The 26,804-nt window shown below is 71.8% G+C and carries 28 protein-coding genes and 1 tRNA gene; 15 read left to right on the forward strand and 14 right to left on the reverse strand.

What is annotated here, in order from left to right; translation table 11 throughout:
- Positions 1–3 precede the first annotated feature (3 nt).
- The 6 genes from AH6_RS35525 to AH6_RS35545 all read right to left on the reverse strand — a co-directional run bounded on the left by AH6_RS35525 (position 4) and on the right by AH6_RS35545 (position 7,624).
- Positions 4–870, reverse strand: coding sequence for a SecDF P1 head subdomain-containing protein (locus AH6_RS35525; protein ID WP_245679616.1), 867 nt, complete (start codon positions 868–870; stop codon positions 4–6).
- 344 nt (positions 871–1,214) lie between these two features.
- On the reverse strand, positions 1,215–2,273 hold the full coding sequence (locus tag AH6_RS35530; protein ID WP_067489033.1) for a 2-oxoacid:ferredoxin oxidoreductase subunit beta: 1,059 nt from the start codon (positions 2,271–2,273) through the stop codon (positions 1,215–1,217).
- Positions 2,266–4,107, reverse strand: a complete 1,842-nt coding sequence (locus AH6_RS35535; RefSeq protein WP_067489035.1) for a 2-oxoacid:acceptor oxidoreductase subunit alpha — start codon at positions 4,105–4,107, stop codon at positions 2,266–2,268. The genes AH6_RS35530 and AH6_RS35535 overlap by 8 nt, the downstream gene beginning before the upstream one ends.
- A gap of 367 nt (positions 4,108–4,474) precedes the next feature.
- Positions 4,475–4,597 carry a putative leader peptide gene (locus AH6_RS47170; RefSeq protein WP_373861858.1) on the reverse strand — a complete coding sequence of 41 codons (123 nt, stop codon included), beginning with the start codon at positions 4,595–4,597 and terminating at the stop codon, positions 4,475–4,477.
- Positions 4,598–4,637: 40 nt separating this feature from the next.
- Positions 4,638–5,702: a hypothetical protein gene (locus AH6_RS35540; protein WP_067489037.1), complete on the reverse strand. Its 1,065-nt coding sequence runs from the start codon at positions 5,700–5,702 to the stop codon at positions 4,638–4,640.
- 656 nt (positions 5,703–6,358) lie between these two features.
- Positions 6,359–7,624 carry a hypothetical protein gene (locus AH6_RS35545; protein ID WP_067489039.1) on the reverse strand — a complete coding sequence of 422 codons (1,266 nt, stop codon included), beginning with the start codon at positions 7,622–7,624 and terminating at the stop codon, positions 6,359–6,361.
- A 152-nt stretch (positions 7,625–7,776) separates the two neighbouring features.
- Here AH6_RS35545 and AH6_RS35550 point away from each other — a divergent pair, with 152 nt between their 5' ends.
- From AH6_RS35550 to AH6_RS35565, 4 genes are read left to right on the forward strand one after another with little or no spacing between them, the layout of a single operon-like run.
- On the forward strand, positions 7,777–8,148 hold the full coding sequence (locus AH6_RS35550) for an NADH-quinone oxidoreductase subunit A (protein ID WP_067489041.1): 372 nt from the start codon (positions 7,777–7,779) through the stop codon (positions 8,146–8,148).
- Between the two features lie 22 nt (positions 8,149–8,170).
- On the forward strand, positions 8,171–9,454 hold the full coding sequence (locus tag AH6_RS47220; protein WP_083983797.1) for an NADH-quinone oxidoreductase subunit B: 1,284 nt from the start codon (positions 8,171–8,173) through the stop codon (positions 9,452–9,454).
- Complete coding sequence (locus AH6_RS35560) at positions 9,451–10,005, forward strand: NADH-quinone oxidoreductase subunit C (RefSeq protein WP_067489043.1); 555 nt, start codon at positions 9,451–9,453, stop codon at positions 10,003–10,005. The genes AH6_RS47220 and AH6_RS35560 overlap by 4 nt, the downstream gene beginning before the upstream one ends.
- Entirely contained in the window at positions 9,998–10,954 is a 957-nt protein-coding gene (locus tag AH6_RS35565) for a complex I subunit 1/NuoH family protein (RefSeq protein ID WP_067489045.1), read from the forward strand. Before AH6_RS35560 ends, AH6_RS35565 begins: the two co-directional genes overlap by 8 nt.
- Here the strand turns inward: AH6_RS35565 and AH6_RS46865 are convergent.
- Both AH6_RS46865 and AH6_RS35570 read right to left on the reverse strand, forming a co-directional pair.
- A complete protein-coding gene (locus AH6_RS46865) occupies positions 10,923–11,051 on the reverse strand; it encodes a hypothetical protein (RefSeq protein ID WP_281180300.1) in 129 nt (42 codons plus the stop codon). The two genes, AH6_RS35565 and AH6_RS46865, sit on opposite strands and share 32 nt — an antisense overlap.
- A gap of 67 nt (positions 11,052–11,118) precedes the next feature.
- A complete protein-coding gene (locus tag AH6_RS35570; RefSeq protein ID WP_067489047.1) occupies positions 11,119–12,000 on the reverse strand; it encodes a ComEA family DNA-binding protein in 882 nt (293 codons plus the stop codon).
- A 107-nt stretch (positions 12,001–12,107) separates the two neighbouring features.
- Here AH6_RS35570 and AH6_RS35575 point away from each other — a divergent pair, with 107 nt between their 5' ends.
- The 7 genes from AH6_RS35575 to htpX all read left to right on the forward strand — a co-directional run bounded on the left by AH6_RS35575 (position 12,108) and on the right by htpX (position 19,561).
- Entirely contained in the window at positions 12,108–12,653 is a 546-nt protein-coding gene (locus tag AH6_RS35575) for a NuoI/complex I 23 kDa subunit family protein (protein WP_067489048.1), read from the forward strand.
- Complete coding sequence (locus AH6_RS35580) at positions 12,650–13,207, forward strand: NADH-quinone oxidoreductase subunit J family protein (RefSeq protein WP_067489050.1); 558 nt, start codon at positions 12,650–12,652, stop codon at positions 13,205–13,207. Before AH6_RS35575 ends, AH6_RS35580 begins: the two co-directional genes overlap by 4 nt.
- A complete protein-coding gene (gene nuoK, locus AH6_RS35585) occupies positions 13,207–13,584 on the forward strand; it encodes an NADH-quinone oxidoreductase subunit NuoK (RefSeq protein ID WP_067489052.1) in 378 nt (125 codons plus the stop codon). The genes AH6_RS35580 and nuoK overlap by 1 nt, the downstream gene beginning before the upstream one ends.
- Positions 13,581–15,647, forward strand: coding sequence for an NADH-quinone oxidoreductase subunit 5 family protein (locus AH6_RS35590; RefSeq protein WP_067489054.1), 2,067 nt, complete (start codon positions 13,581–13,583; stop codon positions 15,645–15,647). Before nuoK ends, AH6_RS35590 begins: the two co-directional genes overlap by 4 nt.
- Positions 15,644–17,152, forward strand: a complete 1,509-nt coding sequence (locus AH6_RS35595; protein WP_067489056.1) for a complex I subunit 4 family protein — start codon at positions 15,644–15,646, stop codon at positions 17,150–17,152. The genes AH6_RS35590 and AH6_RS35595 overlap by 4 nt, the downstream gene beginning before the upstream one ends.
- A 5-nt stretch (positions 17,153–17,157) precedes the next feature.
- Positions 17,158–18,639 carry an NADH-quinone oxidoreductase subunit N gene (locus tag AH6_RS35600; RefSeq protein WP_067489058.1) on the forward strand — a complete coding sequence of 494 codons (1,482 nt, stop codon included), beginning with the start codon at positions 17,158–17,160 and terminating at the stop codon, positions 18,637–18,639.
- A 67-nt stretch (positions 18,640–18,706) separates the two neighbouring features.
- Positions 18,707–19,561 carry a zinc metalloprotease HtpX gene (htpX, locus tag AH6_RS35605; protein WP_083983794.1) on the forward strand — a complete coding sequence of 285 codons (855 nt, stop codon included), beginning with the start codon at positions 18,707–18,709 and terminating at the stop codon, positions 19,559–19,561.
- A gap of 15 nt (positions 19,562–19,576) precedes the next feature.
- Here htpX and map read toward each other — a convergent pair whose 3' ends face one another.
- A complete protein-coding gene (gene map, locus AH6_RS35610) occupies positions 19,577–20,344 on the reverse strand; it encodes a type I methionyl aminopeptidase (protein ID WP_067489060.1) in 768 nt (255 codons plus the stop codon).
- A 36-nt stretch (positions 20,345–20,380) separates the two neighbouring features.
- Here map and AH6_RS35615 point away from each other — a divergent pair, with 36 nt between their 5' ends.
- The gene (locus AH6_RS35615; RefSeq protein WP_067489062.1) at positions 20,381–20,656 is read left to right on the forward strand and encodes a helix-turn-helix domain-containing protein; all 276 of its coding nucleotides are present in this window, start codon (positions 20,381–20,383) and stop codon (positions 20,654–20,656) included.
- Positions 20,657–20,806: 150 nt separating this feature from the next.
- On the opposite strand, the gene AH6_RS35620 is transcribed toward AH6_RS35615, so the two are convergent.
- Positions 20,807–21,295, reverse strand: coding sequence for a YajQ family cyclic di-GMP-binding protein (locus AH6_RS35620; protein WP_067489065.1), 489 nt, complete (start codon positions 21,293–21,295; stop codon positions 20,807–20,809).
- A gap of 243 nt (positions 21,296–21,538) precedes the next feature.
- Between AH6_RS35620 and AH6_RS44385 the strand changes: the two genes are divergently transcribed.
- From AH6_RS44385 to AH6_RS35630, 3 genes are all read left to right on the forward strand, one after another.
- Positions 21,539–21,694, forward strand: coding sequence for a hypothetical protein (locus AH6_RS44385; protein ID WP_157431924.1), 156 nt, complete (start codon positions 21,539–21,541; stop codon positions 21,692–21,694).
- A gap of 1 nt (position 21,695) precedes the next feature.
- Entirely contained in the window at positions 21,696–22,430 is a 735-nt protein-coding gene (locus AH6_RS35625) for a peptidoglycan-binding protein (RefSeq protein WP_067489067.1), read from the forward strand.
- Positions 22,431–22,515: 85 nt separating this feature from the next.
- Positions 22,516–22,597 (forward strand) — tRNA-Tyr (locus tag AH6_RS35630).
- An 88-nt stretch (positions 22,598–22,685) separates the two neighbouring features.
- Here the strand turns inward: AH6_RS35630 and AH6_RS45100 are convergent.
- The 4 genes from AH6_RS45100 to AH6_RS35650 all read right to left on the reverse strand — a co-directional run bounded on the left by AH6_RS45100 (position 22,686) and on the right by AH6_RS35650 (position 26,327).
- Positions 22,686–24,665 (reverse strand): tyrosine-type recombinase/integrase, encoded by a 1,980-nt coding sequence (locus tag AH6_RS45100; protein WP_067489070.1) that lies wholly within the window; start codon positions 24,663–24,665, stop codon positions 22,686–22,688.
- Positions 24,662–24,898, reverse strand: coding sequence for a helix-turn-helix transcriptional regulator (locus AH6_RS35640; protein ID WP_067489072.1), 237 nt, complete (start codon positions 24,896–24,898; stop codon positions 24,662–24,664). Before AH6_RS35640 ends, AH6_RS45100 begins: the two co-directional genes overlap by 4 nt.
- An 86-nt stretch (positions 24,899–24,984) precedes the next feature.
- Entirely contained in the window at positions 24,985–25,215 is a 231-nt protein-coding gene (locus AH6_RS35645) for a helix-turn-helix domain-containing protein (protein ID WP_067489074.1), read from the reverse strand.
- Between the two features lie 35 nt (positions 25,216–25,250).
- The gene (locus AH6_RS35650; protein ID WP_067489075.1) at positions 25,251–26,327 is read right to left on the reverse strand and encodes a bifunctional DNA primase/polymerase; all 1,077 of its coding nucleotides are present in this window, start codon (positions 26,325–26,327) and stop codon (positions 25,251–25,253) included.
- Positions 26,328–26,804: the final 477 nt, after the last annotated feature.

The following is a 26,804-nucleotide window of genomic DNA, read 5'->3' on the forward strand; positions in this document are numbered from 1 at the left end:
CGGTCAGCGGCCGCGCAGTTCCCGGAGGATCTTCTCGGCCTCCGGCTTGGTCGGCGGGCCGGTGATGACCACCTTGCCGTCGGTGATCGGGGTGTCCACGCGCGGCGCGGTCACCAGCTGCTCGCGCACCACGAACGCGACCTGCCGCCCCACCGTCGCCCGGGTGAGGTCGGCGAAGGCGCGCTGGTCGGCGCTGCGCAGCGCGACCGCGACGTCGTGGCCGCGCCCGTCGGCCGACTTCTGCACCCTCAGGTCGGCGACCTTGCGGATGGCGATGCCCTGCGCGAGCCGGTAGCAGGTCGGCCCGGTCGCGGCCGGGCCGGTGATGCCGGGCGTCCCGGCCGGGCACTGGCCCGCGGTGACCTGCGAGACCGGGTAGACGTGCAGCGGCGCGGCCAGCGTGATCGGCTGGGCGTGCCGGGACGCGGCGATCATCCCGCCGGTCACCGCGACCGCCGCGATCAGCAGCCCGAGCGTGATGACCATGACCAGCAGCGCCGCCCGGTGCTCGCGCGCCTCGCGCTCGCGCTGGGTCTGCCGCGTCCGGTCGCCGCGCAGGGCGGCGCGGCTGCGCTTGACCTCGGCGGCGGTGCGCTGCCGCTGGGAGACGCGGGCGCGGCGGCGCTGGTCGGGGTCGTCGGGGAGGGCGGGCCGCGCGGCGGGCTGCTCCGAGGGCTTGGTCTCCGGCGGCTTGGTCGCGGCGGCGTCGCCCTGCTTCTTGGCGCGCCGCCGCTCCTTGCGGCTCGGCTTCTTGGCGGGCGCGGCCTCGGCGGGCGGGAGGATCTGCTTCTTGGCCTGCCGCCGTTCCTTACGGCTGAGCTTCTTGGGCTCCGCGGCCTCTGCGGGCTCCGCAGGCTCCACGGTTGCCACGGGCGCGGTGGTCTCCGCTGGCCTCTCGGCGGGGCGGGGCCGGTCCCGGCGGCCCGCCTTCGCGGCGGGCGGAACGTTCCCGGGCCGGTGGGCGGTCTCCCGGACGGCAGGCGGCTCCTCCTCCTGCGTCCCTTGACGACCCTTGCTGCGGCGCGGAACGACCCGCATCGTCACCTCCCCGGCGGAATGATCTCCAGTCTTGCAGCATGGCGCGGCGTCCCGCATCGTCGGACCGTCCGAACCCGGACACCGGTCCCGTGCGTACCCCGCCCCAGCCATATGACGCGCGAAGGCCCGGCCCCGTTGAACGGGAACCGGGCCCTCCCGCGATGACGCCGGTCCGGCTAGTCGACGCGCCAGGTGTCGCCGCTGCCCAGCAGCGCGGCCAGCTCGCCCTGGCCCTGCCGCTCGACGGCCTCGTCCATCTGCGCGCGCATCTCCTCGTCGTAGGACGGCCGGTCCACGTTGCGGAAGACGCCGATCGGGGTGTGCTCGAACGCCGGGGAGTCCAGCCGCGACAGCGCGAACGCCTGCGACGGGTCCGCGGCCGACGCGTCGTGCACCACGATCTCCGCCGGGTCCACGTCCGCCACGTTCACGACCTCGAACGCGCCGGTGCGGGTGCGGCGCAGCGCCTTGTCGCGCTCGGCGCCGAACACGATCGGCTCGCCGTCCTCCAGCCGGATCGTGATGTCGTCGCGGACCGCGGCGTCCTTCAGCGGCTCGAACGCGCCGTCGTTGAAGATGTTGCAGTTCTGGTAGATCTCCACCAGCGCCGTGCCCTCGTGCTGCGCCGCCGCCCGCAGCACCGACTGCAGGTGCTTGCGGTCGGAGTCGATGGTGCGCGCCACGAAGGTGCCCTCCGCGCCGATCGCCAGGGAGATCGGGTTGAAGGGCGCGTCCAGCGAGCCCATCGGCGTCGACTTGGTGATCTTGCCGACCTCGGAGGTGGGCGAGTACTGGCCCTTGGTCAGCCCGTAGATCCGGTTGTTGAACAGCAGGATCTTCAGGTTGACGTTGCGGCGCAGCGCGTGGATCAGGTGGTTGCCGCCGATCGACAACGCGTCGCCGTCACCGGTCACCACCCAGACCGACAGGTCCGGGCGCGAGGTGGCGAGGCCCGTCGCGATCGCGGGCGCGCGGCCGTGGATCGAGTGGAACCCGTAGGTGTTCATGTAGTACGGGAACCGCGACGAGCAGCCGATGCCCGAGACGAACGTGATGTTCTCCCGGCGCAGCCCCAGCTCGGGCAGGAACGACTGGACCGCCGCCAGGATCGCGTAGTCACCGCACCCGGGGCACCAGCGCACCTCCTGGTCGGTCTTGAAGTCCTTCAGCGTCTGCTTGGCGTCGGTCCTGGGGACCAGCGACAGGGCCCGGCGGCCGTTCACGATCTCACTCACCGTCGATCACATCCTGGATGACGCCCGCCAGCTCCTCCGCCTTGAACGGCAGGCCGCGGACCTGGTTGTAGCCGATGACGTCCACCAGGAACCGGCCGCGCAGCAGCAGCGCGAGCTGGCCCAGGTTGATCTCCGGCACGATGACCCGGTCGTAGGAGCGCAACACCTGCTCGGTGTTGGCCGGGAACGGGTTGAGGTGGCGCAGGTGGGCCTGCGCGACCGGGTGGCCGGCCCGGCGCACCCGCCGCACCCCCGCCGAGATCGCGCCGAAGGTGCCGCCCCAGCCGAGGACCAGCACCCGGGCCGCGCCGGACGGGTCGTCGACCTCCAGCGCCTCGATGTCGCGCGCGATGCCGTCGACCTTGGCCTGCCGCAGCCGCACCATCTTGTCGTGGTTGGCCGGGTCGTAGGAGATGTTGCCCGAGCCGTCGGCCTTCTCCAGGCCGCCGATGCGGTGCTCCAGCCCCGGCGTGCCCGGGACGGCCCACGGCCGCGCCAGGGTGTCGGGGTCCCGCTTGAACGGCTGGAAGTCCTCCTGGCCGGCCTCGGCGAAGCCGGGCTCGATCGTCGGCAGGTCCGCCACGTCCGGCAGCTTCCACGGCTCGGAGCCGTTGGCCAGGTAGCCGTCCGACAGCAGGATGACCGGGGTGCGGTACTCGACCGCGATCCGGCCCGCCTCCAGCGCCGCGTCGAAGCAGTCCGACGGCGACCGCGGCGCGATCACCGGGACCGGGGCCTCGCCGTTGCGGCCGTGCATGGCCTGCAGCAGGTCGGCCTGCTCGGTCTTGGTGGGCAGGCCGGTGGACGGCCCGGCGCGCTGCACGTCGATCACCAGCAGCGGCAGCTCGGTCGCCACCGCCAAGCCGATGGTCTCGCTCTTGAGCGCCAGGCCCGGACCCGAGGTGGTGGTGACGCCGAGCGCGCCGCCGAACGACGCGCCGAGCGCCGCGCCGACCGCCGCGATCTCGTCCTCGGCCTGGAAGGTGCGCACCCCGAACCGCTTGTGCTTGGACAGCTCGTGCAGGATGTCGGAGGCCGGGGTGATCGGGTAGGAGCCCAGGTAGACCGGCAGCCCGCTCTGCGTCCCGGCCGCGACGACGCCGTAGGCCAGCGCCACGTTGCCGGTGATGTTGCGGTACAGGCCCGGCGCGTGCTCGGCCGGCTTGATCTCGTACTGGACCGAGAACGCCTCGGTGGTCTCGCCGTAGCTCCAGCCCGCCTGGAAGGCCGCGATGTTGGCCTTCATGATCTCGGGCTTCTTGGCGAACTTCTTCTCCAGGAACGCGAGCGTGCCCTCGGTCGGCCGGTGGTACAACCACGACAGCAGGCCCAGCGCGAACATGTTCTTCGCGCGCTCGGCGTCCTTCTTGGAGATGTCGAAGCCCTCCAGGGCCTTGACGGTCATCGAGGTGAGCGGCAGCGCGTGCACCCGATACTCGCTGAGCGACTCGTCCTCGACCGGGCTGGTCGCGTAGCCGACCTTGGCCAGGTTGCGCTTGGTGAACTCGTCGGTGTTGACGATGAGGTCCGCGCCGCGCGGCAGGTCGCCGAGGTTGGCCTTGAGCGCGGCCGGGTTCATGGCGACCAGCACGTTGGGCGCGTCGCCGGGCGTCAGGATGTCGTGGTCGGCGAAGTGCAGCTGGAAGCTGGACACGCCGGGCAGGGTGCCGGCCGGGGCGCGGATCTCGGCGGGGAAGTTGGGCAGCGTCGACAAGTCGTTGCCGAACGACGCCGTCTCCTGGGTGAAGCGATCGCCGGTCAGCTGCATGCCGTCACCGGAGTCACCGGCGAAGCGGATGATGACGCGGTCGAGTTGCTGGACCTGTTTGGTCACAGAGGAAGACCTCCTCGACGCGCAGCACCCGTCCTGGGGGAGGCACCCAGGATCGTGATGCTACTTAGGCTTACCTTCATGGTATGTCCGGGAACGAATGCTCTTCTCGGGGAACGGGAGACCGGCGGGGGCAGGATCGTGTTCCGGTCCGCGCCGCGCGCCCGACCGGACCTGAGGTCTCACCGCCGGTCCCGCCGCGGTGGGGGATGCCGCGGCCGTCGCCGCTCCGCCCGTCATCTGACGTCCCGCTTCCAGGGAGTCGTGGCCCCGTAACACCAACAGGTATCACCTCAGGGCACGAAAGATGCGTCTCCCTGCAATTCGGGCAGGTCCTATCCGGCGGTACGGCGCCGCGCGCTCCCCGCGTTCACCGGGAACACAGGCAGCTGGCCATGCGGCACAGGTCGACGTGCAGACGCCGGACGAGCCGCAGCAGATCGCAAGGGGCGCCGAAGCTCCCCGGGGGCACGGAGTTCACGCCCCGAACCATAGCGATGCCGAACGTGCCCCGACCGCACCGCCCCCCGTGCTCAGGGCCGGGCTGACGTGGGTACGGAAGCGGGTACTGACGCCCTGGCGGCGGCACGCGGGCCGCCCTCGGCGTCCAGGTCCTTCAGCAGGCGCGCGGCGTCGGCCGCCGACACCGCCTCGCCCAGCACGCGGGCGCTGGCCTGGTAGGCGTGCTGGCCGGGGGAGTCCAGGGCCCGCTTCATCCACCGCTTCCACGCGCCGCCGACGACGGTGCAGCGCAGCACGAGCTGGCCGTTGGCGGGCACCGCGCCCGAGCCGCGGCACTGGCCCAGCACCTGCGCGCCCGACGTGACGGTGGCGCGCAGCACGGCGCGGGCCCCGGCGGGCGCCGAACCCTTGGGCTCGGTGAGCGAGGCGGGGACGCTGACGGTGCAGCCGCTGGTGTTCTCGTTGCAGTTGACGAAGGTGAGCTTGCCGGGCGCGAACCGCAGCGCCGGGTCCACCGCGCCGGGCAGCGACGCCACGCGGGGCCGGACGGCGGCGAACAGCGGCCCGGGGTCGGCGATCTCGGTCGCGCCGAACCGGGGGTCGCCGTGCCCGGCGGTCTGGACGGCGAGCAGCCGGTAGGGCGGGGCGTTGGTGACGAGGTAGTCGGCGCGGGGGGTCTTCACGCGGTAGGCGGGCGTCCCGGCGACGTTCTCGGCGGGCGGCTTGGCGGGGGCCTTGAGGAGCGCGGCGGCGATGGCCTTCGGGCCGAGGAGGTCGCGGACGTCCACGCCGAACAGGGAGGCGGGGGCCTTGGTCCAGCGGCCGGTGTAGTCGTCGGCGCGGCCGGTCTCCCCGGCGTGGTCGCGCCAGAAGGCGGTGCCGGCCCTGACGTAGGTGACGCCGCCCGCGGTGACGAGGTCGGCCTTGAGGGCCCCGGCGGTGAGGGTGCCGCTGGCCACGCCGTTGCGGGTGACCTGGAGAGTGGCGTTGACGGGCTTGCCGTTGAGGGTGAGGGTGCCGTCGTAGCGCATCCCGGGCTTGGCGGTGAGCTGCCGCCCGGCCTCCTGGGCCCAGGCGGAGGGCGCGGGCTTGCCCGGCTCGCCTCCGGAGGAGTCGTCCCCGCCCACGAGCAGCACGGCCCCTCCAGCGGCCCCGACGAGAAGGACCCCGGCCGCCGCAATGACGGCGGCCTTGGGAACAGCCCGCCGCTGAGGCCGAACAGGCACCCCACCACCAGCAAACCCGGGCCCTCCAGTCCCGCCGGGTCCGCCGGGTTCACCAGGTCCGCCGGGACGACCAGGATCCCCGGGACCGTGAACGCCGCGCGGCTCTCCGGGGAGCGGCGTGTGGGCCGGGCCGCGCGCCTCCTGGCGACCGGTCCTAGCGGCGACCGGGACGTCACCGTTCGTCCCGCCCGCCACGGGCCTGCCCACGTTCGGATTCGCCGTGCCCTGACCGCCCTGACCACGGCCCGACGGCTGACGCGACGTGCCCGCGACGCGTACGTCGTCCGGGGCCGGCTCGCCCGGCGCGTTCGCGGGCCGTCCGCCCCCCGGTCCTTCCTGAGCCGCCGCACCCGCGACCGGCGCGTCCCCGGCCGGCCCGCTCTGCTCGACGCTCACTCGGCGCTCCCCGTGCCCACTCGTTCAGCCTCCGCTCGGCGGCCGCCCGTGCACCGCGCTCCGCGGGGCGCACAATCGGCCCATGCCAGACATAGAGTGCCGGACGATGCGCGGTGCCGCAGCCGCGACGCGCATCGCCGGCACCCCGCACGACCGGTGCGCCGGAGGTGTCACTCCTGGTCGAGGCCGCTCCGCATGCCCTCGATCTCCGTGCTCGACGCGCCGCCGACCTTGAACTCGGCCTGCCGCCGGTAGTCGCGCTCGCTGCCGCGCGACCAGCTCGACCAGGCGCCGCCGGTCACCCGGCACTCGGCCCACACGCCGGCGGTGCCGCGCAGCGTGATGCCGGTGGTGCAGTTGCCCAGGTCGCGGCCGGTGGTGCCGATCTTGCCGCTCCGCAGGGTGTACCGCACCTCCACCTGCAGCGGCTGGTCGGAGGTGGTCAGCGCCGTCACGCGCCCGCTGACGCGGCAGCCGTCGCTGTTGGTCGAGCACGGCGTCTTGCTCCACTCGCCGATGCGCGGCTGCACCGAGCTGTCGAAGGAGTCCTTCAGCTCGCCGACGCGGTCGCGCATCTCGCCCAGCGCCGCGGTCTCCTCGGCCGCCTTGTCCCGCGGGTCCACGTCCACCGCGATGCGCGGCTGGGACGCCTCGTAGCGCAGCAGCGCGGGCTCGTCGGCGTCCGACAGGTAGAAGAAGCCCGCCGGGTCGCCGAACCGCAGCGCCTTGACGCCCTTGATCGTCGTCTTGGTCGGCTTCAGCTTGGCCCGCGCCGCCGACCGCAGCTTGCTCGCCAGCGTGCTCGGGGCGAGCTCCTTGAAGTCCACGTTGAGGCGGGTGGAGCTGAGGCGTCCCCACTGCGGGCCGCCGCTGAGGAAGTACGGCTCGCTCACCGAGAGCGTCTGCCGCCGCCAGTAGGAGGCGTCGCCCTTCACGAACAGCTTGCCGTCGGCCGCCAGCAGCGTCACCGTGTCGGAGTTCCAGGTGACCTGGCCCGTCGCGCGGCCGCCCCGGGTGACGTTCAGGTCGCCCTGCAGGGTGTGCGTGCCGCCGCTGACCACGCCCTTGTAGGCGACGACCTTGGTGCGTTCCAGCGCCCCGGCCGCCGAGTTCAGCTGCTCCTCGGACGACTTGCCGCCGCCCGCGACCGCGAACACCACGATCGCGATCAGGACGACCACCACCAGGCCGCCGCCGATCAGCGCCGCGATCAGCGCGCCCGGCCCCGACTTCCGGGGCGGCGGACCGAGCGGCGCGCCCGGGGGCGGCGGGTAGAACGGCGGGGCGCCCGGCCCGCCGTAACCGGGCGGCGGTCCCTGCTGTGGCCCCTGCTGCGGCGGTCCCGGTAGCGGCGGACCGCCGGGCGCGGGCGGCGGCGGGGGCCATGAGGGACCGGCCGGGGGTTCCCAGCCCGGGGGAGGCGGAGGGGTGCTCATCCGGTCACGTCCTTCCAGGTCAATCGACCTCAAATGCTTCTCTAGTGTGCAGCAAAGCGGTGACATTGTGATCCCGTGGCCCGGCGGACGCCCGGCCGCGGGCCCGCGAAAGGTTCGGGGATACTTGACGGAACGCTCTCCGGGAGGTCTCCGTGCAGGACTACTTCGACAGCTACCTGGTCGTGGTCGCGTTGCTGCTGGTGGGCGGCGGCATCGTGGGCGGCGGCCTGGCGGCCAACCGGCTGCTGCGCCCGTCCCGGCCCACCGCGGAGAAGCTGACCACCTACGAGTGCGGCGTCGACCCGGTCGGCACGCACTGGGCGCAGTCGTACGTGCGCTACTACGTGTTCGCGTACCTGTACGTGATCTTCGCCGTGGACGCGGTGTTCCTGTTCCCGTGGGCGACGGTGTTCGCCGCGCCCGGCTACGGGATGACGACGCTGGCGGAGATGTTCGTCTTCCTGGGCTTCCTGGCCACGGGCCTGGCGTACGCCGGGAAGAAGGGCGTTCTGTCGTGGGTCTGATCGAACTGTAAGAATGCTCGGTGTGAGCACCGTGGATCTGCCCCCGCCCGGCGTCGGGCCGCTGTCGCGGCTGGCGCCCAAGCCGGTCAAGTTCGTGCTCAACTGGGGCCGCCGGTACTCGTTGTGGGTGTTCAACTTCGGCCTGGCCTGCTGCGCGATCGAGTTCATCGCGACCTCGATGAGCAGGCACGACTTCATCCGGCTGGGCGTGATCCCGTTCGCGCCCGGCCCGCGCCAGGCCGACCTGATGGTGGTGTCGGGCACCGTCAGCGACAAGATGGCCCCGGCGGTGCGCCGGCTGTACGAGCAGATGCCCGAGCCCAAGTACGTGATCTCGTTCGGGGCCTGCTCCAACTGCGGCGGCCCGTACTGGGACTCGTACTGCGTCACCAAGGGCGTCGACCAGATCATCCCGGTGGACGTGTACGTGCCCGGCTGCCCGCCCCGCCCCGAGGCGCTGCTGCACGGCATCATCAAGCTCCAGGAGAAGATCGCCGCCGAGTCGCTGGGCGACCGGTACACGCGCGACGGCGAACCCGTCGCGCCCGCCCCGGCCCCGCGACCGCTTTCGGCCACCGTGCTGCGCCGCCCCCTCCAGCCCCCGCCGCCCGCCGACGACACCGAGACCCAGGAGATCCACCTCCTCCCGGACGCCCCGGAGACCGCGACCGCGCCGCCGGCCCCGTCCGCGACGAGGGCGGACGTCGCCGCACCGGACGACGCGACGACGCCGCTCACTCCGCCTGAACCGCACGTGGCAGAGCCCGGGATCGCCCCCGCGCCCGAGGACGCGACGACGCCGTTGACGCCGGTTCCACCGGACACCAAGCCCGAGGGCGTCCCCGTGCCGCCCGCCGCACAGGAAACGGCTGCGCCGCCCGAGCCGCGTGTGACGAAGAACACGGACGTCCCCGCGCCGCCCGCCGCGCCCGAGGACGAGACCGCGCCGTTGACACCGGTTCCGCCCGACACCAAGCCCGAAGGCGTCCCCGCGCCGCCCGCCGCGGAGGAAGCGCCTGCGCCGCTGACGCCGCCGGAACCGCACGTGACGGAGAACACCGACGTCCCCGAGCCGCCTGCCGCAGAGGACGCCACCGCGCCCGTGCCGCACGTCACGGAGACCCCGAACGCCCCCGCCCCCGGCACGCCCGCCGCCGGCCCCTTCGCCGGTGCCGACGACCGCACCGCCCCCCTCACGTCCCTGCGCGGGCGCGAGCACGACCCGTCCATCATCCCCGGCCTCACCGACGACGACCCTGAGGACGGCGACACCGACGGCGACGCAAGCGGACGGGGCCGCCGGTGAACGTCGCCGAGCTCACCGACGCCTGGACCGCCCGCCTCGGCGACGAGGTCACCACCGAGGAGACCACCGGCGGCCTCGCCGTCGGCGTGCCCGCCGAGGTCTGGGTCGAGGCCCTCACCTTCGCCCGCGACGAGCTGGCCTGCGACTACTTCGACTGGCTGACCGGCGTCGACGAGGTCGAGGAGGGCTTCGCCGTCGTCGCCCACCTCTACTCCCTGGAACTCCGCCACCACCTGCTCGTCCGCACCCGCGTGCCCCGCGACGAGCCCCGCCTCGCCACCGCCACCGCCGTCTACCGCGGTGCCGACTGGCACGAGCGCGAGACCTTCGAGATGTTCGGCGTCGTCTTCGACGGCCACCCCAACCTCATCCCGCTGCTGCTGCCCGACGGCTTCGAGGGCCACCCGCTGCGCAAGGACTTCGTGCTCGCCTCCCGCGTCGCCAAGCCCTGGCCCGGCGCCAAGGAGCCCGGCGAGTCCGGGCACGGCGCGCCGAGCCGCCGCCGCGTCCGCCCGCCCGGCGTGCCCGACGACTGGGGGCCCCATGCTTGAGACCGTCCTGAAGCTCGCGCTGGTCGCCGCCGCCTTCGCCGTGCTGCCGCTGGTCGTCGGCCAGATCGAGCACAAGGTCATGGCGCACATGCAGGGCCGCCTCGGCCCCATGTACGCCGGGCGCTTCCACGGCTGGGCCCAGCTGGTCGCCGACGGCGTCAAGTTCGCCCAGAAGGAGGACGTGGTCCCCGCCGCGGCCGACCGGCGCGTGTTCAAGCTCGCCCCGGCCGTCGCGCTGATCCCGTACCTGCTGGTGCTGCTGGTGATCCCGGTCGGGCCGGGCGGCCAGGTCGCGCTGGAGCTCGGCGTCGGGTTGTTCTTCGCGCTGGCGGTGATGGGCGTCGGCGTGATCGGCGCGATCATGGCGGGCTGGGCCAGCGCCAACAAGTACTCGCTGCTGGGCGGGATGCGCGTCGCCGCGCAGCTCATGTCGTACGAGCTGCCGATGGTGTTCGCGGCGTCGTCGGTCGCGATGGCCGCCGGGACGTTGTCGCTGGGCGGCATCGTGGCGGAGTGGCGCTGGTGGTGGCTGCCCTGGCAGGCGGTCGGCGCGGTGGTGTTCTTCGTGGCGGGCCTCGCCGAGCTGCGGCGGCCGCCGTTCGACATGCCGGTCGCCGACTCCGAGATCATCTTCGGCCCGTACACCGAGTACGGCGGCCTGCGGTTCGCGCTGTTCATCCTGGCCGAGTACGCCGGGATCGTGGTGTTGTGCGCGCTGACCACGGTGTTGTTCCTGGGCGGCTGGAAGGGCCCGTTCCTGGACGTCGAGCTGGGCTGGCTCTGGACGCTGCTCAAGGTCTTCGTCCTCGCGTTCCTGGTGATCTGGCTGCGCGTCAGCTACCCGCGCATGCGCGAGGACCAGCTCCAGAAGCTCGCCTGGGCGTGGCTGGTGCCGCTGTCGCTGGCCCAGCTCGCGCTCACGGGCGTGCTGAAGGTCGTGGCCGGCTGAGCCTGCGGGAGGCGGCGGTCGCGGCGACGGCCAGCGCCGTCCACGCGAGGGCGTAGGCGGCCGACAGGGCGACGGCGTCGGTGCTCGGATTGCGCATACCGGAATCCTCGCCGCGCCCGGCGCCGGGCACATCCGCCGCCGTACTCAGAACGCCCTGAGTACCGCTACGGCAGGAACACCGCGTACTCGGCGATCTTCGGCAGCCGGTCCGGCGGCAGGTCGACGTCCACCGCCAGCTCCTCCGCCGAGATGAACCCGCCGTGCTCGCGCCGCCGCCGCCCGATCCGCTCGACGAGGTCGGGCGTCATGCCGGGCAGCGTGGACAACACCTGCGGCGGCGCGTGGTTGACGTCGATCAGCCCGCCGTCGTCGAAGGCGCCCGGCAGGTCGGGACGGCCGATGCGCAGCTCGTGCGCCAGCGCCGGGTCCTCGGCCACCAGTTGCCGCGCCTCCTCGCGCAACGTCCGCCGGTACCGGGCCACCCGGATCGCGTGCCGGTTGCCCTGGTTCATGACGGGCGCGCGCGGGAACGCCGACGGCCGGACGGCGAAGGCGTGCACGGTCCCGGCGATCCACAACGTGGTCATCATCAGGCCGCCCAGCATCGCCAGGACCGGGTCCGGCATGTTCAGCAGCATGAACACCATCGTCAGCGCGCCGCCGTACCCGGCCGCCGTCGCGCCGAGGTTCCACGAGCCGCGCCGGACCGCCGCGTACAGGAACGAGAACGGCGTCCCGAGCCCCAACGTGAGAAAGGGCACGAAAGCCCACAGGATGCCCTGCGGCTCGTGCTCCTCGGGCGGCAGCTCGGGGTGCGGCGGGCGCGGCGGCAGCGGGTAGGGCGCGCGCCATCCCGGCGGCGGCATCGGCGGCGGCTGGTGGGGCGGCTGGTGCGGCGGACGGTGCCGCGGACGGGGTGGCCGCGGCGGCCTGACCTCGCCCGGACGCGGGCCGTCACCCGGTCGTCCGGTGGCGCGGGGGCGCCCGCCGGGGCCGGGGCGGCCGCTCGCGTCGGGGCCGAAGGGGTCGTCCAAGTCGTCGTTCACGGGACCTCCCGGACGGGGCCGTCACGGCGCCGGCGAGCCGCGTGCCCACGCTTGCTTTGACGAACGCCGCCCCCTCCGCGTTCCCCCGCGCGCTCCGGTAAGGAATCATGTGGCGGGTGGGACGGCTACCAGGAGGCGGGCTGGCCAAGGGGCTGGCCGTCACGTTGCGGACGATGACGCGGCGCTCGGTCACGCGCCAGTACCCCGAGGTGCAGCCTGAGCTGCCACCGCGCAGCCGGGGTGTGATCGCGCTGTTCGAGGAGAACTGCACGGTCTGCATGCTCTGCGCGCGCGAGTGTCCCGACTGGTGCATCTACATCGACTCCCACAAGGAGACGCTGCCCGCCGAGGGCGGCGGGCGCGCGCGCACGCGCAATGTGCTGGACCGCTTCGCCATCGACTTCGCCCTGTGCATGTACTGCGGGATCTGCATCGAGGTGTGCCCGTTCGACGCGCTGTTCTGGTCGCCGGAGTTCGAGTACGCCGAGTACGACGTCAACGAGCTGACCCACGAGAAGGACCGCCTGCGCGAGTGGATGTGGACGGTCCCGCCGCCGCAGGCCCACGACCCGCTCGCCGAGCCGCCCAAGGAGATCGCCGCCGCCGAGAAGGCCGCCGCGCGCGGCGCGCGCAAACCCCGGAGCGGCGCGTGACCGGCCAGGAGATCGTCTTCGCGCTGCTGGGCGTGGTCGCGGTCGGCTCGGGCGTGCTGGTGGTCACCACCCGGCAGATCGTGCACGCGGCGTTGTGGCTGGTGGTGTCGTTCGGCGCGCTGGCGGGCGGCTACCTGGTGCTGACCGCCGAGTTCGTGGCGTGGGTGCAGGTGCTGATCTACGTCGGCGCGGTGGTCGTGCTGCTGCTGTTCGGGATCATGCTGACCCGCGCGCCGATCGGCGCGGCCGAGCTGGACTCGGGCAACCGGTGGGCCGCGCTCGCCGTCGCCGCCGGCACGGCGGCGGTGCTGGTGACGGTGGTGGTGCTCGGCTTCCGGGGCGTGTCCGCGCCGCCGAAGGCGGGCGGCGGGTCGGCCGAGGAGCTGGGCGCGGCGGTGTTCCGCACGTGGGTGCTGCCGTTCGAGGTGTTGTCGGTGCTGCTGCTGGCGGCGCTGGTCGGCGCGATCGTGTTGTCGCGCTCCGACATCGGCCCGCCCGAGCCCGGCCATGAGGCCGACCGGGACGTCCACCGCGACGGTGAGGAGGACCGCTGATGCACCTGCTCTATCCGGCGGTGGTGTCGGCCCTGCTGTTCTCGGTCGGGGTGTACGGGGTGCTGGCGCGCCGCAACGCGATCCTCGTGCTGATGGCGGTCGAGTTGATGCTGAACGCCGTCAACCTGAACCTGGTCGCCTTCGACGTGTTCTGGCGCGACCGGCTGCACGGCGGGCAGGTGCTGACGCTGTTCACCATCGTGATCGCCGCCGCCGAGGTCGGCCTGGGCCTGGCGATCGTGCTGCTGGTCTACCGCAACCGGCAGATGATCGACGTGGACCGGCTGCGCGACCTGGCCGAGGACCGCGCCCCCGGCAAGGCCCTCGACCCGCCCGGCGAGGCAACCCCGGACTGGGTCGCGGAGGGCGCCTCGTGATCGTGCTGGCGTCCCTGACGATCCTGCTCCCGTTCGCCGCCGCGTTCGCGGGCATGCTGCTGGGCCCGCGCCTGTCGCGGCTGCTGCGCCCGCGCAAGGTGGAGCCCGTGCCCGGCGGCGGCCCCGCGACCACCGAGCAGGCGTGGTGGCGCGCGGCGATCACCGCCGAACGTTCGCCGCTGCGCAACGGCCCCGCGCTGCTCGCGTGCCTGCCGTTGGCGCTCGCGGCGGTGTTCGCGGCGATCGTCGCGTTCACCGTCTGGCGCTCCCCGGGCGCGCGCACCGGCACGCTGACGCTGATCGAGACCGGGTCGGTGCCGATCCGCGTCGGCCTCCAGGCGGACGGCCTGGCGGCGGTCGTCGGGCTGATGGTGTGCTGCGTCGCGCTGGCGGTGCAGGTCTACTCGATCGCCTACATGGCCAAGGACCCGCGCTACTCCTCCTACGCGGCGTTCATCTCGCTGTTCACCGCCGCGATGTTGCTGGTGGTCTACTCGGGCGACCTCCTGCTGCTGTACGTCGGCTGGGAGGTCATGGGCGTCTGCTCCTACTTCCTGATCGGCCACCACTGGGAGGACCGCGCGAACTCGCGGGCGGCGGTCAAGGCGTTCCTGGTGACGCGGCTCGGCGACGTCGGGTTCCTGCTGGGAATCCTGGCGCTGGGCGTGGGCGCGAAGTCGTTCGTGATCGAGGACGTGTTGGCCCGGCTCTCCGAGATGCCGCACGCGACCGTCACGGCGGCGGCGTTCCTGCTGCTGGCCGGGGTCGCGGGCAAGAGCGCGCAGTTCCCGCTGCACACCTGGCTGCCCGACGCGATGGCGGGCCCGACGCCGATCAGCGCGCTGATCCACGCCGCCACCATGGTCGCGGCGGGCATCTTCGTGGTCGCGCGGCTGTACGGGGTGTTCGTGACCGGCTCGGGCGTGCTGACGCTGCTGGGCGTGCTCGCGGTCGTCTCGATGGTGGGGTCGGCGCTGGCGGCGCTCGCGCAGGACGACATCAAGCGCGTGCTGGCCTACTCGACCATCAGCCAGCTCGCGGTGATGGCGGCGGGCCTGGCGGTCGGCGCGGACACCGCCGCGATCTTCCACCTGCTGACGCACGGCGCGTTCAAGGCGCTGCTGTTCCTGGCGGCCGGATCGGTGATCCTGGTGACCGGCAGCAACCTGCTGGGCCGGTACGGCGGGTTGCGGCGGGCGATGCCGGTGACGTTCTGGTCGATGACGGTGGGACTGGCGGCGCTGGTGGGGCTGCCGCCGGTGAGCGGCTGGTTCAGCAAGGACGCGGTGATCGAGGCGGCGCAACACGCGGCGCTGCACGGCGACCCGGAGCCGCAGGGCTGGTTCTCCGCCACGCCGATCCCTGAGACGGGGCCGCCGCCTCCCAGCATCACCCAGTTCCACGGCGGCGCGCTCAAGGCGTACGCCGAAGCCAACTTCACCCAGGTGAACTGGGTCGCCCCACCGCTGCCCGGCTGGGCGGCCTGGCTGGTCTACCTCGGCCTGCTGCTCACCGTCGCGCTCACCGCCGCCTACGCCGTCCGCCTGTGGCTGATGACCTTCTTCGGCGAGCAGCGCGGCGACTTCGAGCCCCGCGAGGCCCCCAAGCTGATGACCTGGACCGTCGCCGCGCTGGCCGTCCCCGCCGCGATCATGGGCTTCTTCGGCGGCGGCGCGGAGGAACTGCGCCCGCACGTCGGCTCGGCGCTGATCGCCCTGGCGCTCGCCGGGCTCGGCGGCGGCGCGGCGTTCCTGCTCTGGAACCGCGACCCCGCGCGCGACCCGGCCCGCGTGCTCGGCCCCGTCCGGCCGGTGCTGGAGCGGGGGTTCTACGTGGACGAGCTGTACGCGCTGGTGATCGTCCGTCCCGTCCGCGCGGCGGCCCGCCTGGTGGTGGCCGCCGACGCCCGGGGCATCGACGCCGCGGTCGTCGGCGCCGCCGGGGCTGCGCGGCGGCTCGGCGGGGCGCTGCGGGCGCCGCAGAACGGCAACCCGCAGACCTACCTGACCGGCCTGCTGGCCGGTGTCGTCGTCATCGCGGCCGTGGTGGTGGTCTTCCTGTGATCTTCCTGCTGTTGACGGCGATCCCGCTGCTGGCGGCGCTGGCGCTGCTGGTCCCGGCCGGGCGGTTCCTGCCCGGCGACGCGGCCGTGGCGCGGTTCGGCGTCGCGGTCTCGGGCGCGACGCTGCTGGTGGCGCTGTCGGCCGTCACCGCGTTCGACTTCGGCGCGCCCGAGCGCATGCAGCTGGAGATCGACCGGGCCTGGGCCCCGGCGATCGGGCTGCGCTTCCACCTGGGCGCGGACGGAGTGTCGCTGCCGCTGATCCTGCTGACGGCGCTGCTGACCTTCCTCTGCTTCCTCTACACGGCCAAGCACCCGCCCGCCGGGGACCGCGTCCGCCTGTTCACGGCGCTGCTGCTGGTCCTCGAAGTCGGGCTGCTGGGCACGTTCGTGGCGCTCGACCTGGTGCTGTTCTTCGTGTTCTTCGAGGTCGTGCTGATCCCGATGTACGCGGTGATCGCGATCTGGGGCGGGGCGGGCCGCCGCGCCGCCGCCTACAAGTTCATCCTCTACACGCTGCTGGGCTCGGGCCTGCTGCTGGCCGGGATGTTGCTGGTCGGCGTCAACGCGGGCACCCTCGACATGACCGAGCTGGCCGCGCGGCACGGCTCCGGCCTCACCCACGGCGTGCAGGTCACCGCGTTCGTGCTGATGGGCCTGGGCTTCGCGGTGAAGGCCCCGATGTGGCCGCTGCACACCTGGCTGCCGGACGCGCACACCGCCGCGCCCACCGTCGGGTCGGTGCTGCTGGCCGGGGTGCTGCTGAAGATGGGCACCTACGGCCTGGTGCGCGTCGCGCTGCCGCTGGCCCCCGACGGCGCGGCGTTCTGGGCCCCGTGGCTCGGCCTGTTCGCGGTGATCGGGATCGTGTGGGGCTCGCTGGCGTGCCTGGCGCAGACCGACCTCAAGCGGATGATCGCCTACTCGTCGGTCGGGCACATGGGCTTCGTGCTGCTGGGCATCGCGACGCTGACGCCGGTCGGGGTGAACGCGGCGCTGTTCGGCAACATCGCGCACGGCCTGATCACCGGCCTGCTGTTCTTCCTGGCCGGGGCCGTCAAGGACCGTTACGGCACCGGTGACCTGCGCGAGCTGGGCGGCGGCATGCTCACCTCCGCGCCCCGCCTGGCCTCGATCCTGACGTTCGCGTCGGTCGCGAGCCTCGGGCTGCCGGGCCTCGCGGGCTTCTGGGGCGAGATGCTGGCGCTGCTCGGCGCGTACAAGCCGCACGCCGACCTGCCGCGCACGACGTTCGTGGTGTTCATGGCGGTCGGCGCGCTGGGCGCGGTGCTCACCGCCGCCTACTTCCTGCGGATGCTCGCCAGGATCACCCACGGCCCGGTGCCGGACGCGCGCCTGACCGCCGGGCCGGTCGCGGCCGTCTCCCGGTACGAGTACGCGGCCTGGATCCCGCTGGTGGTGCTGACCCTGCTGGTCGGGTTGTGGCCCAAGACGTTGCTGGACGTGACCACCGCACCGGTGCGCGCGCTGCTGGGAGGTGGCTGACGCCCATGATCCAGGGCATCGACTACGCGGCGATCGCGCCGCCGCTGATCCTGGCGGTGGCCGCGCTCGGGCTGCTGCTGGCCGACGCGTTCGAGGTGCCGCGCCGCGTGCTGGGCGTGTTGTGCGGCGGCGCGCTGGGCGCGGCGCTGATCGCGGTGGCGGTCCTGGCGTTCGGCGACCGGCGCGCGACGTTCTGCCTGCCCACCAGCCTGCGCGGCACCGGGCCGCGCTCGTGCTCCTACGTCGCCGACGACTTCACGCTGCTGTTCCAGGGCGTGGTGCTCGCCGCCGCGCTGGTGGTGGTGCTGCTGTCGCTGCGCGAGATCGTCGACTCCCGCATCCCGGCGGGGGAGTACCACTTCCTGCTGCTGGCCGCGGTGATCGGCGCGGTGACGCTGGTGGCCGCCCGCGACCTGGTGCTGCTGGTGGTGGCGCTGGAGACGCTCTCGCTGCCGATCTTCGCGCTGGTGGCGCTGCGCCGCTACGACGGCCTGGCCTCCGAGGCCGCGCTGAAGTTGTTCCTGGTCTCGGTGGTCTCGGCGGCGGTCATGTTGTTCGGGATCAGCCTGGTCTACGGCGCGACCGGCGCGATGCACCTGGACCGCATCGCGCTGTCGCTGGAGACGCTGCCGGGCCGCATGGAGCCGGTCGTGGCGGCCGGGGTCGTGCTGCTGCTGGCCGGGTTCGCCTTCAAGGTGGCGGCGGTGCCGTTCCACTTCTGGGCCCCCGACGTCTACCAGGGCGCGCCGCTGCCGGTCGCGGCGTTCCTGTCGGTGGTGTCCAAGGCCGCCGGGTTCGCGGGGCTGGCGATCGTGCTGGCTCTGGGCTTCCCGGCGTTCGGGCACGTGTGGGGGCCGCTGGTCGCGGTGCTGGCCGCCGTCACGATGACGCTGGGCAACCTGCTAGCGCTGCGGCAGCGGACCGCGATCCGGCTGCTGGCCTGGTCGTCGGTGGCGCAGTCGGGCTACATGCTCGCGCCGCTGGCGGTCGGGAACCACCGGCTGCCGGAGGCCGTCGCGGCGACCACCGCCTACGTCGCGCTGTACGCGGTGATGAACCTGGGCGCGTTCGCCGTGGTGATCGCCTTCCGGAACCGCGCCGCCGCGCCGCGCTGGGACACCCTGGACGACTACCGGGGCCTGGCGCGCAGCAACCCCGCGCTGGCGGCCGCGCTGGCGTTCTTCCTGATCTGCCTGGCGGGACTGCCGCCGGGTGTGATGGGGCTGTTCGCGAAGGTCGTGGTGTTCCGCGGCGTGCTGGCCGGGGACGTGACGTGGCTGGCGGTGGTGATGGCGGTCAACACCGTGATCGGCCTGTACTACTACCTGGTGTGGGCGGTGAAGTTGTTCGCCGCGCCTGTGGGGCGTCCCGCCGAACCGGCTCCCGGGATGGCGGTGCGGGCCGCCGTGGCGGCGGCGTTCGCGGGCTCGGTGGTGTTGTCGATCGCGCCGCAGATCGTGCTGCAGACGGTCTCGGCCGCCAGCTAATTGGAACATCCGTCCAGGTCAAACCGTTGTGACTGATGACTGACAGCAACGGGGAGGCGGACGGAAAGTGCGGTTCAACGGCGTCAAGACGGCGGCACTGATCGCTGCGCTGTCGGCATTGATGCTCGCGGTCGGCTGGGCGCTGGGCGGCAACGCCGGGTTGTTCGTCGCGCTGGTCATCGCGCTGGGCACCAACGGCGTGGCGTACTTCTTCAGCGACCGGATCGCGCTGCGCTCGATGCGCGCGCACCCGGTCGGCGAGGTCGAGGCGCCCGCGATGTACCGGATCGTCCGGGAGCTGGCGACCTCGGCGCGGCAGCCGATGCCGCGCCTGTACGTGTCGGAGACGCTCCAGCCCAACGCGTTCGCCACCGGCCGCAACCCGCGCAACGCGGCGGTGTGCTGCACCCGGGGCATCCTGCGCATGCTGGACGAGCGCGAGCTGCGCGCCGTTCTGGGGCACGAGCTGTCGCACGTCTACAACCGCGACATCCTCATCTCCTCGGTGGCCGCCGCCATCGCCACCGTGATCACCTACCTGTCGCATCTGGCGATCTTCCTGCCGGTCGGCCGCTCCGACGACGACGAGGGCCCCGGCCTGGTGGGCGCGCTGCTGATGATGATCCTCGGCCCGATCGCGGCGGCGGTGGTGCAGATGGCGATCAGCCGCACCCGCGAGTTCCAGGCCGACGAGTCGGGCGCGCGGCTGACCGGCGACCCGCTCGCCCTGGCCTCGGCGCTGCGCAAGATCGAGGCGGGCACGCAGGCGATGCCGCTGCCCCAGGACCCGGAGCTGGCCTCCACCAGCTCGCTGATGATCGCCAACCCGTTCCGGGGCGGCGGGATCGGCAAGCTGTTCTCCACCCACCCGCCGACGGCCGAGCGGGTGGAGCGGCTGGAGCGGATGGCGGGCCGCCGCTGACCGCCCGGCCCCCCGTCAGGGCAGGGTCAGGACGCGGGGCCCGTCCGGGGTGATCGCGATGCTGTGCTCGAAGTGCGCGGCGCGGCTGCCGTCGGCCGTGGCGATCGACCAGCCGTCCGCCAAAAGCCGCGTCTCATCGCCGCCGCCCTCGTGGAACATCGGCTCGATGGCGATGGTGAGGCCCTCGCGGAGCTTCATGCCGCGCCCCGGCCGTCCCCGGTTCGGGACCGAAGGATCTTCGTGCATGGCGTTGCCGATGCCGTGCCCGCCAGCACCCTCCAAAATGCCGTAACCGGCGGCCCGCGCGACGCTCTCCACCGCGTGCCCGATGTCGCCCATGCGGTTGCCCGGGACGGCGGCCTCGATCGCCTTCTCCAGCGCCCGCCGCGTGGTGTCGATCAGGCGCGCGGCCTCGTCGTCGGCGGCCCCGACGGTGAAGGTGACCGCCGCGTCGCCGTGGTAGCCGCCGATCTCCGCGCCGCAGTCGAGCGAGACGACGTCGCCGTCGCGCAACACCGTGTTGCTGGGGATGCCGTGCACCACCACGTCGTTCACCGAGATGCAGACGACGGCGGGGTACGGGACAGGCGCCCAGGACGGGTGGTAGCCCAGGAAGGAGGGCCGGGCGTGCAGCTCCTTGAGCGTGCGGACCCCGACCGCGTCCAGCTCGGCCGAAGAGATCCCGGCCTCGGCGGCCTCCTGGACCGCCGCCAGCGTCAGCGCCACGGCGCGGCCGGCCTCGCGCATCACGTCCCACTCGCGGGGAGTTCGGTAGTTCACCATGAGGCGTATTTTAATACCAGTATTAGAATACGCAACATGGTCCGCACACCCCTGACGTCCGAACAACGCGACCGTGGCAAGGCCCTCGGCCAGATCCTGCGCGCCGCCCGCGGCCCGCGCAGCGCCGCCGCCGTCGCGACCGAGGCGGGTATCTCCCTGGAGACCCTCCGCAAGATCGAACGCGGCGCGATCGCCGTCCCGGCCTTCTTCACGGTGGCCTCGCTGGCCCGCGTGCTGAGCTTGGACCTGGCGACACTCGCCCGCGAACTAGAACATTTCGACGTCTCGGAGCGCCCCGCCGCAGCCGGCTGAAAACAAGCGCGAACCAACCCCGCACCCCCGGCGTCATAGATGACAAGAGCGCGCCGGCGCCTTCTGCGGGGGAAGGTGGCGGCGCGCTCGACGGTTCGTCACGCGGCCGGGACGCCAACCCCCCGGCGCCCTGGCCGCGTGACCACCGGCCTACCGGTAGTTCACGAACTGGAGGGCGAGGTCCAGGTCCTTGCCCTTGAGCAGCGCGATGACCTCCTGGAGGTCGTCGCGCTTCTTGGAGCTGACGCGCAGCTCCTCGCCCTGGATCTGGGACTTGACCCCCTTGGGGCCCTCGTCCCGGATGATCTTGTTGATCTTCTTGGCGTCCTCCTGGGAGATGCCCTCCTTGAGCGACACGCCCAGCTTGTAGACCTTGCCGGACAACCGCGGCTCGCCGGCGTCGATCGCCTTGAGCGAGATCTGCCGCTTCACCAGCTTGTCCTTCAGCACGTCCAGGACGGCGTTGGCGCGCTCCTCGGTGTTGGCCTGGATCTCGATGGTCTCCCCGGACCACTTGATCCCCGCGTCCACGTTGCGGAAGTCGAAGCGCGTGCCCACCTCCTTGATCGCCTGGTTGAGGGCGTTGTCGACCTCCTGGCGGTCGAGCTTGGAAACGATGTCAAAACTGGAATCGGCCACGCCACACTTCCTCGTCGGTCTTCTCTCTGCTGCCACGAGGTTAGCGAGGACGGACAACACAACGGCGGAGCCGCAGATGGGACGGCGGCCATACCGATCCGGCATGGGTCGCATTGATCGCGCCCTGCCGGGCACCAAGGGGCGGTCCGGAAGCTGAACATCCGCTACGAGCTGTGCGAAGTGACCATACGCCCCCATCTCATGACGCTACGGTCTACCGCACACCGACTCTCCGGAGGAGCCGTGAGACCAGCCGACGCTGAAGAGCTGTCGAACATGGACAAGGTGGACGCCCATCCCGACGTGCACCGCGCCACCGAACCGGACGAGGAGCACGTGCTGCGCTCCCTGTACGGGCCGCCGGACTCCGACGGCGTCTACCGCGCGGAGGAGGTGTGACATGGCCACCGCCGCCGCGATGCTGGCCGAGGCCCGCAAGTCCCTGGGCCTGACGGGCCGCCCGAACTACATCACCCGCGACTACGCGTCCCGCCACGGCTCGGAGTTCCTGAACGCCGCCTGGTGCGACATGGCCGTCACCTACTGGGCGCGCAACAGCGGCAACGCCAAGGCCGTGCTGCCGTCCGGCGACCGCGCCTACACCGTCTGGCACGCGCAGGACTTCCAGAGGATCGGCCGCTGGCACACCGGCACGGCCGCCGAGATCGACCGCGCCAAGCCCGGCGACATCGTGTTCTTCGACTGGGGCACGAGCAACTCGGTCGGCGCGATCGACCACGTCGGGGTCGTCGAGAAGGCGCTGGGCGGCGGCCGCGTCCAGACGATCGAGGGCAACACGAGCGACGCCGTCAAGCGGCGCGTCCGCGCCCACACCGTGATCGCCGGGTACGGCCGCCCGGCCTACACCGGATCGGGCGGCACGACGCCCGCGGAGACCTGGCAGGAGGCCATGATGAAGAAGCTCCCGCAGCTCGGCCGGGGCGACAAGGGCGAGCACGTGGAATCCCTGCAGGGCCTGCTGCTCGCCCGCTCCCACAAGGAGGTGCGCATGACGGGGACCTTCGACGCGACCACCGAGCAGGCGGTCAAGGCCGTCCAGAAATGGGGCGGCGTGGCGGCCGACGGCATCGTGGGCCCCAAGACGTGGCCGATCCTCCTACGCGTCCACGACTGACCTGCGGACGGCCCGCACCCGATGTCACGACCACTCCCGGGTTCCGCTATTCTTTCCAGTGCCGTCGCGAGAGCGACGCCACCAAGGCGGGTTGCCCGAGTGGCCAATGGGAGCGGACTGTAAATCCGTCGGCTTAGCCTACGCAGGTTCGAACCCTGCACCCGCCACATCACGAAAAAAGGCCCCTCACCAGGGAAAACCTGGTGAGGGGCCTTTCGTGTTGATGTCCGGCTGTGTATGGCTGAGACCGGGGTTCTACGGCTGATCGGGACCTATATGGGCCCCAGAATCAGGCGAGTCCCATGATCGGAACAGTAGGGGGTTGCTCGCGAGCACCCTATTGGCGACGGCGAATTCCAGGACGTTGAACAGCACGGACCGCCGCCGGGCTGCGACGGCCGGTTGAGCGGGCTGGCCGTCCAGGCGGGTTCCGAGGTACTTCAGGATGTTCCCGAGGGTCTCCGTGTCCGCCAGCGAGTCGACCGGGGGAGAGTGCTCTTCCATCCAGGCGATGATCTCGGCCTGTGCTTCGGGGATGTCCTTCCAGCGGTCGCGGTTGAAGGCGTGGGTGGTCAAGGCCCGACCCAGCTGGGGAGTTGTCGGCCACGGCTCCTGGCGCGGGAGTACGGCCGTCGTCACCTTGGTGAGGGTCTCGATGACGCCCCTACGCGTTGTGGGCTTGATCGTCTCCCACTTCCAATCGACGTAGCCCAGGGCCAGTTCAAACCAGGTCGTCTCCTCCAGCGAGATCGGCCACTCGACGTCGTAGTCCAGGGGCAGCTGCTCTTTCGCATCCTCCCCTTGGTCCCAGCCGAGCTTGGCCAGCGCTTGGGCGACACCACCGGCTAGGCACTTGGCGTAGACGGCCAGCAGGACCTTGACGCTGTTGCCGGCCCATTCGGCGACCTGCGGGGGATGGACCCCGGCGTTGAGCCAGATCGACAGGCGTGCGTGCCGGAGGTCGTAAGGCCGCCTTACCAAAGGGCCTTTGACCTGGTGAGGAGCCAGGACGTCCTCGCGAGTGGTCTGCCAGACCCGGTTGTAGACGCTCTCAGACAGGATGCCGCCGTTCTCCCCGCGAAACAGCCGACCGTCGGGAGCGGTTCCGAACAGGGCGAGGTGCCGGCGCAGCAGCTTGCACAGCGGTGGACAGACCGGAACCGATCGGGTCTCCTTCTCGCTGCGGTGTTTGAGGGCACGTCTCTCGCGCTCGCCGCTGTCGGTCCAGCGGCCGCCCACCTCGGGAGAAGAGTCCCCCAGATGGAGCCAGCCCCACTCGTCCTCGTCTTCGGGAAGGTCCAGCTCGTCCTCGTCCAGCAAGACCGCTTCGCCCGGTCGTAGCGCACCGAGGAAGAGGGCGCCGAAGAACGCCTGGAGGTGTTGGCCCATCGAACCTTGACGGCCGACTCCGTCCACCAGGGCGTGTCCCTGCACTTCGTTGACGACTTGGTTGCGCTCGACGACTTCGGTGTCCTTGGGCGCCGTCCAACTAACCGCCGGGAGGGGGTTGGCGTCGAAGTGCTTCTTCTGCACCGCGTAGGACAGGGCGTTGTAGAAGGTCGCTCGCTTCCGCCAGTACGTGGAGGCGGCTGCTTTCGCATCGTCCAGCGTCAGCGAGAGCCGCCGGAGCACGTCTCTCAGCAGGTCGGGATCGTTCAGGTCGGTGATGTCCACCGAGTGGGCTGCCACCCATTCGATGATCTTCGCCAGTTCTCCGGGAGGCTCAGCGCTGCGAGCTTCTCCGGTGAAGGCCCAGGTCGTCAGCGCCTGGTAGACCTCGCTCTGGACGGGAGGCTTGTCCTCCCACTGCACGAGAGCCAACGTCGCAGTCCCCAGGGCTTCGGCGATCCCCCGGCGCGACTTGGGCGCGACCTCCTTCCATTTCATGTCGGCATAGGACATCGCGAACTCGAACCAGGTGGGGACCGGGGCGGCCTCCTCTGGCTCCTCCTTCGGAATCAGGGACAGGGGGAGCCCGGACTCGACGTCGAACGGCTCACCCTCGTTCGCGGCGGTGCGCAGCTTGGCCTGGAAGCTGATGGCTAAGGCGCTGTTGGTGAAATTCCGGCTCATCCGGCGTCCGGCGACCTTCCAGCGCACCCGGTAGGAGCGCTTGCCCTTGGCTCGGTCGATTTCCTGGATCTTGTCGAAGATCCGCACGTTGTAGGTGACGGTCCGGGGACCGGGCCCCGGCTCCTTCCTGGAGCCGGGGCCGGTCTTGCGCGCGTGGGTCACGCCACGTCCTTCCGGCCGGCCAGCCACGCCTTGTAGTCGTTCAGTTCGATGCGGATCTGGCGGTTGGGCAGCACGTGACAGCGCGGGGCCACACCCTTCTGCCGCCAGTCATAGAAGGTCTGGCGGGAGATCTTCAACAACGCGCAGAACTCCGCCAAGGTCAGGAACCCTTCGGGCGGGACCTGGACGACTTTTGCAGCGTTCGGCCTCTTGGCCGTGGTCGATCGGGGCATCCTTCTTACGCTCCTTGATGAAGGGGTGGCGGCCTCGACGGGGTGCTTGGCGGTACGGCTGTCGAGGCCGTCTAACTTGGCGAGGGTCAGCAGGCCGAGGCGATCTCGGATTCGGCCTCCAGAAGCGCGACGTACTCGGCGATGGCGGTCGCAGGGATCAGACGGGAACGGCCGCGCTTGACCCAGCGGAGTCGCCCCGCCTTCATCTCCTCGTAGAGGACCGAGCGGCTCAGCGACAGGATCCGCATGGCGGCGGGGATGCTGTGCAGCTGGATGTCCGAGGCCGGTGCCACCTCGACGGTGCGAACAGAGATCATGCGTTCTCCTCACGTTGTAGTGCTGACCAGGGGAATCAGTAGGAATTGACCGTTGGGCGCACCTGCCCCTTGGGTTCGGCAAGCGGTCGGGCGAGGCCGTTGGTAAGGGCGCGGTGAACGATGCGGCGGGCGAGGCGTTCGGGAAGGCCGCTGACGGTTCCGGCGGTGACGAGGCGGTCTTCGACGCTGCTCCGGGAGAGCCCGGACCAAGCCAGGAGACCGCCGGTCTTGTAGGCCAGGGCCGACAAGGAACTTTTGCGGCCGTCGGTGAGAGCGGCCAGTTCGGCTGCGCCGTTGTCGATGACGGTGACCAGGTAGGCGGCGGATCGGCTGCAGCCGCTGCCCGAAGACGCGGCGAGTGCCGGAGCCGCCGGGGGCGCGGGACGGTCGATGGCGACGCGCAGGACTTCCTCGGCCAGCCACTCGGGCATGCGGCCGACGCGGGCGGGATCGCCTGCGGTGCGCTGGTAATGACCGGTGACGGTGGTGGCGCCGGGGGCGATGCCGTAGCTCCAGCCGGCCTTGATGTCGATCTGCCAGCCGAGCTGGCCGAGGGCCTGGCGGAGCCGCCGCCCGTCAGGAACGTGAGGGGCGCGGTACCACAGGTGGCGGCCGCCGGAGGGGGTGGTGACGGTGGCGGGCTGGTAACCGGGGTCGGTGGGCCAGGGGCGAGGACCGCCGCGTAGACGGGCCAGCAGAAGGAGGACGTCGCGGCCGGTTCGGACCCCCGTGAAGTCGCCGGAGACCTGATCACCGATGAGACGGATGCCGGGTAGCAGTTCGGCAGCGGGGTCGGAGGGGAGTCGTTCGGTATGGGCGTCCAGGTCGATGAGCACCAGACCGGAGGGGCCGGCAGCGATGGCAGGGACGGCATCGGGGCGGCGCCGCCACCAGGTGCGGATGCGGTCAGGGTCGGTGGTAGCGGCGCGGACGCCGTGGCACCACTGCCCGTCGGGCAGGCAGGGGCAGACGGCGTAGTCGCCGCGCGAGCATTCGGGGTTGTCGCGGCAGCTCAGGCAGTTGGCCAGGGGCCGCTTGTCGCGGGGCGCGAGGGGGAAGACGTGCCAGCCAAGAGCGGCCAGCGTCAGGGCTAGATCCAGGTGGCGGGTCATCGCGATCCTCCTTCCGGTCGATGAGCGGGCGTTGGTCGGGAGGTTGTGCGCCTCTGCAGGGAAGAGGGGCTCGGCGGGTCTCGGAGGTGAGGGGGATGCCTCTCTTTTCGGGCGGCGTTGCGCGGCCGTGGTGGCTTGCCCAAGAGAGGTGCAGTGGGGGCGCGGAAGATGACAGCGGGATGAGGGAAAGATGCATCCCCCACCCCGCGCGCTTTTCGGGGTATGTTCCGCGCGGCGACCAGTGTCAGTCGAAAACGAGGGTTGAGCTGGGAGAACGCCGGTACTGCCAGGCAGTACCGACCCCCAGTACCAGCCGTCTGAGAGCGCGACGCCGGTACTGAGGTAGTACCAGGAAGTACCAGCAGCAGTACCACCCTGGAACAGCCACTGACCTGCATAAACAGTGATCGTTTGACTAGGTGGTATTGCGGTACTGTCCGACATCGTCTCTCGCGCACGAAAGCGGGGGTCCAGGTC

This window comes from Actinomadura hibisca NBRC 15177, from assembly GCF_001552635.1.
GTDB lineage: Bacteria > Actinomycetota > Actinomycetes > Streptosporangiales > Streptosporangiaceae > Spirillospora > Spirillospora hibisca.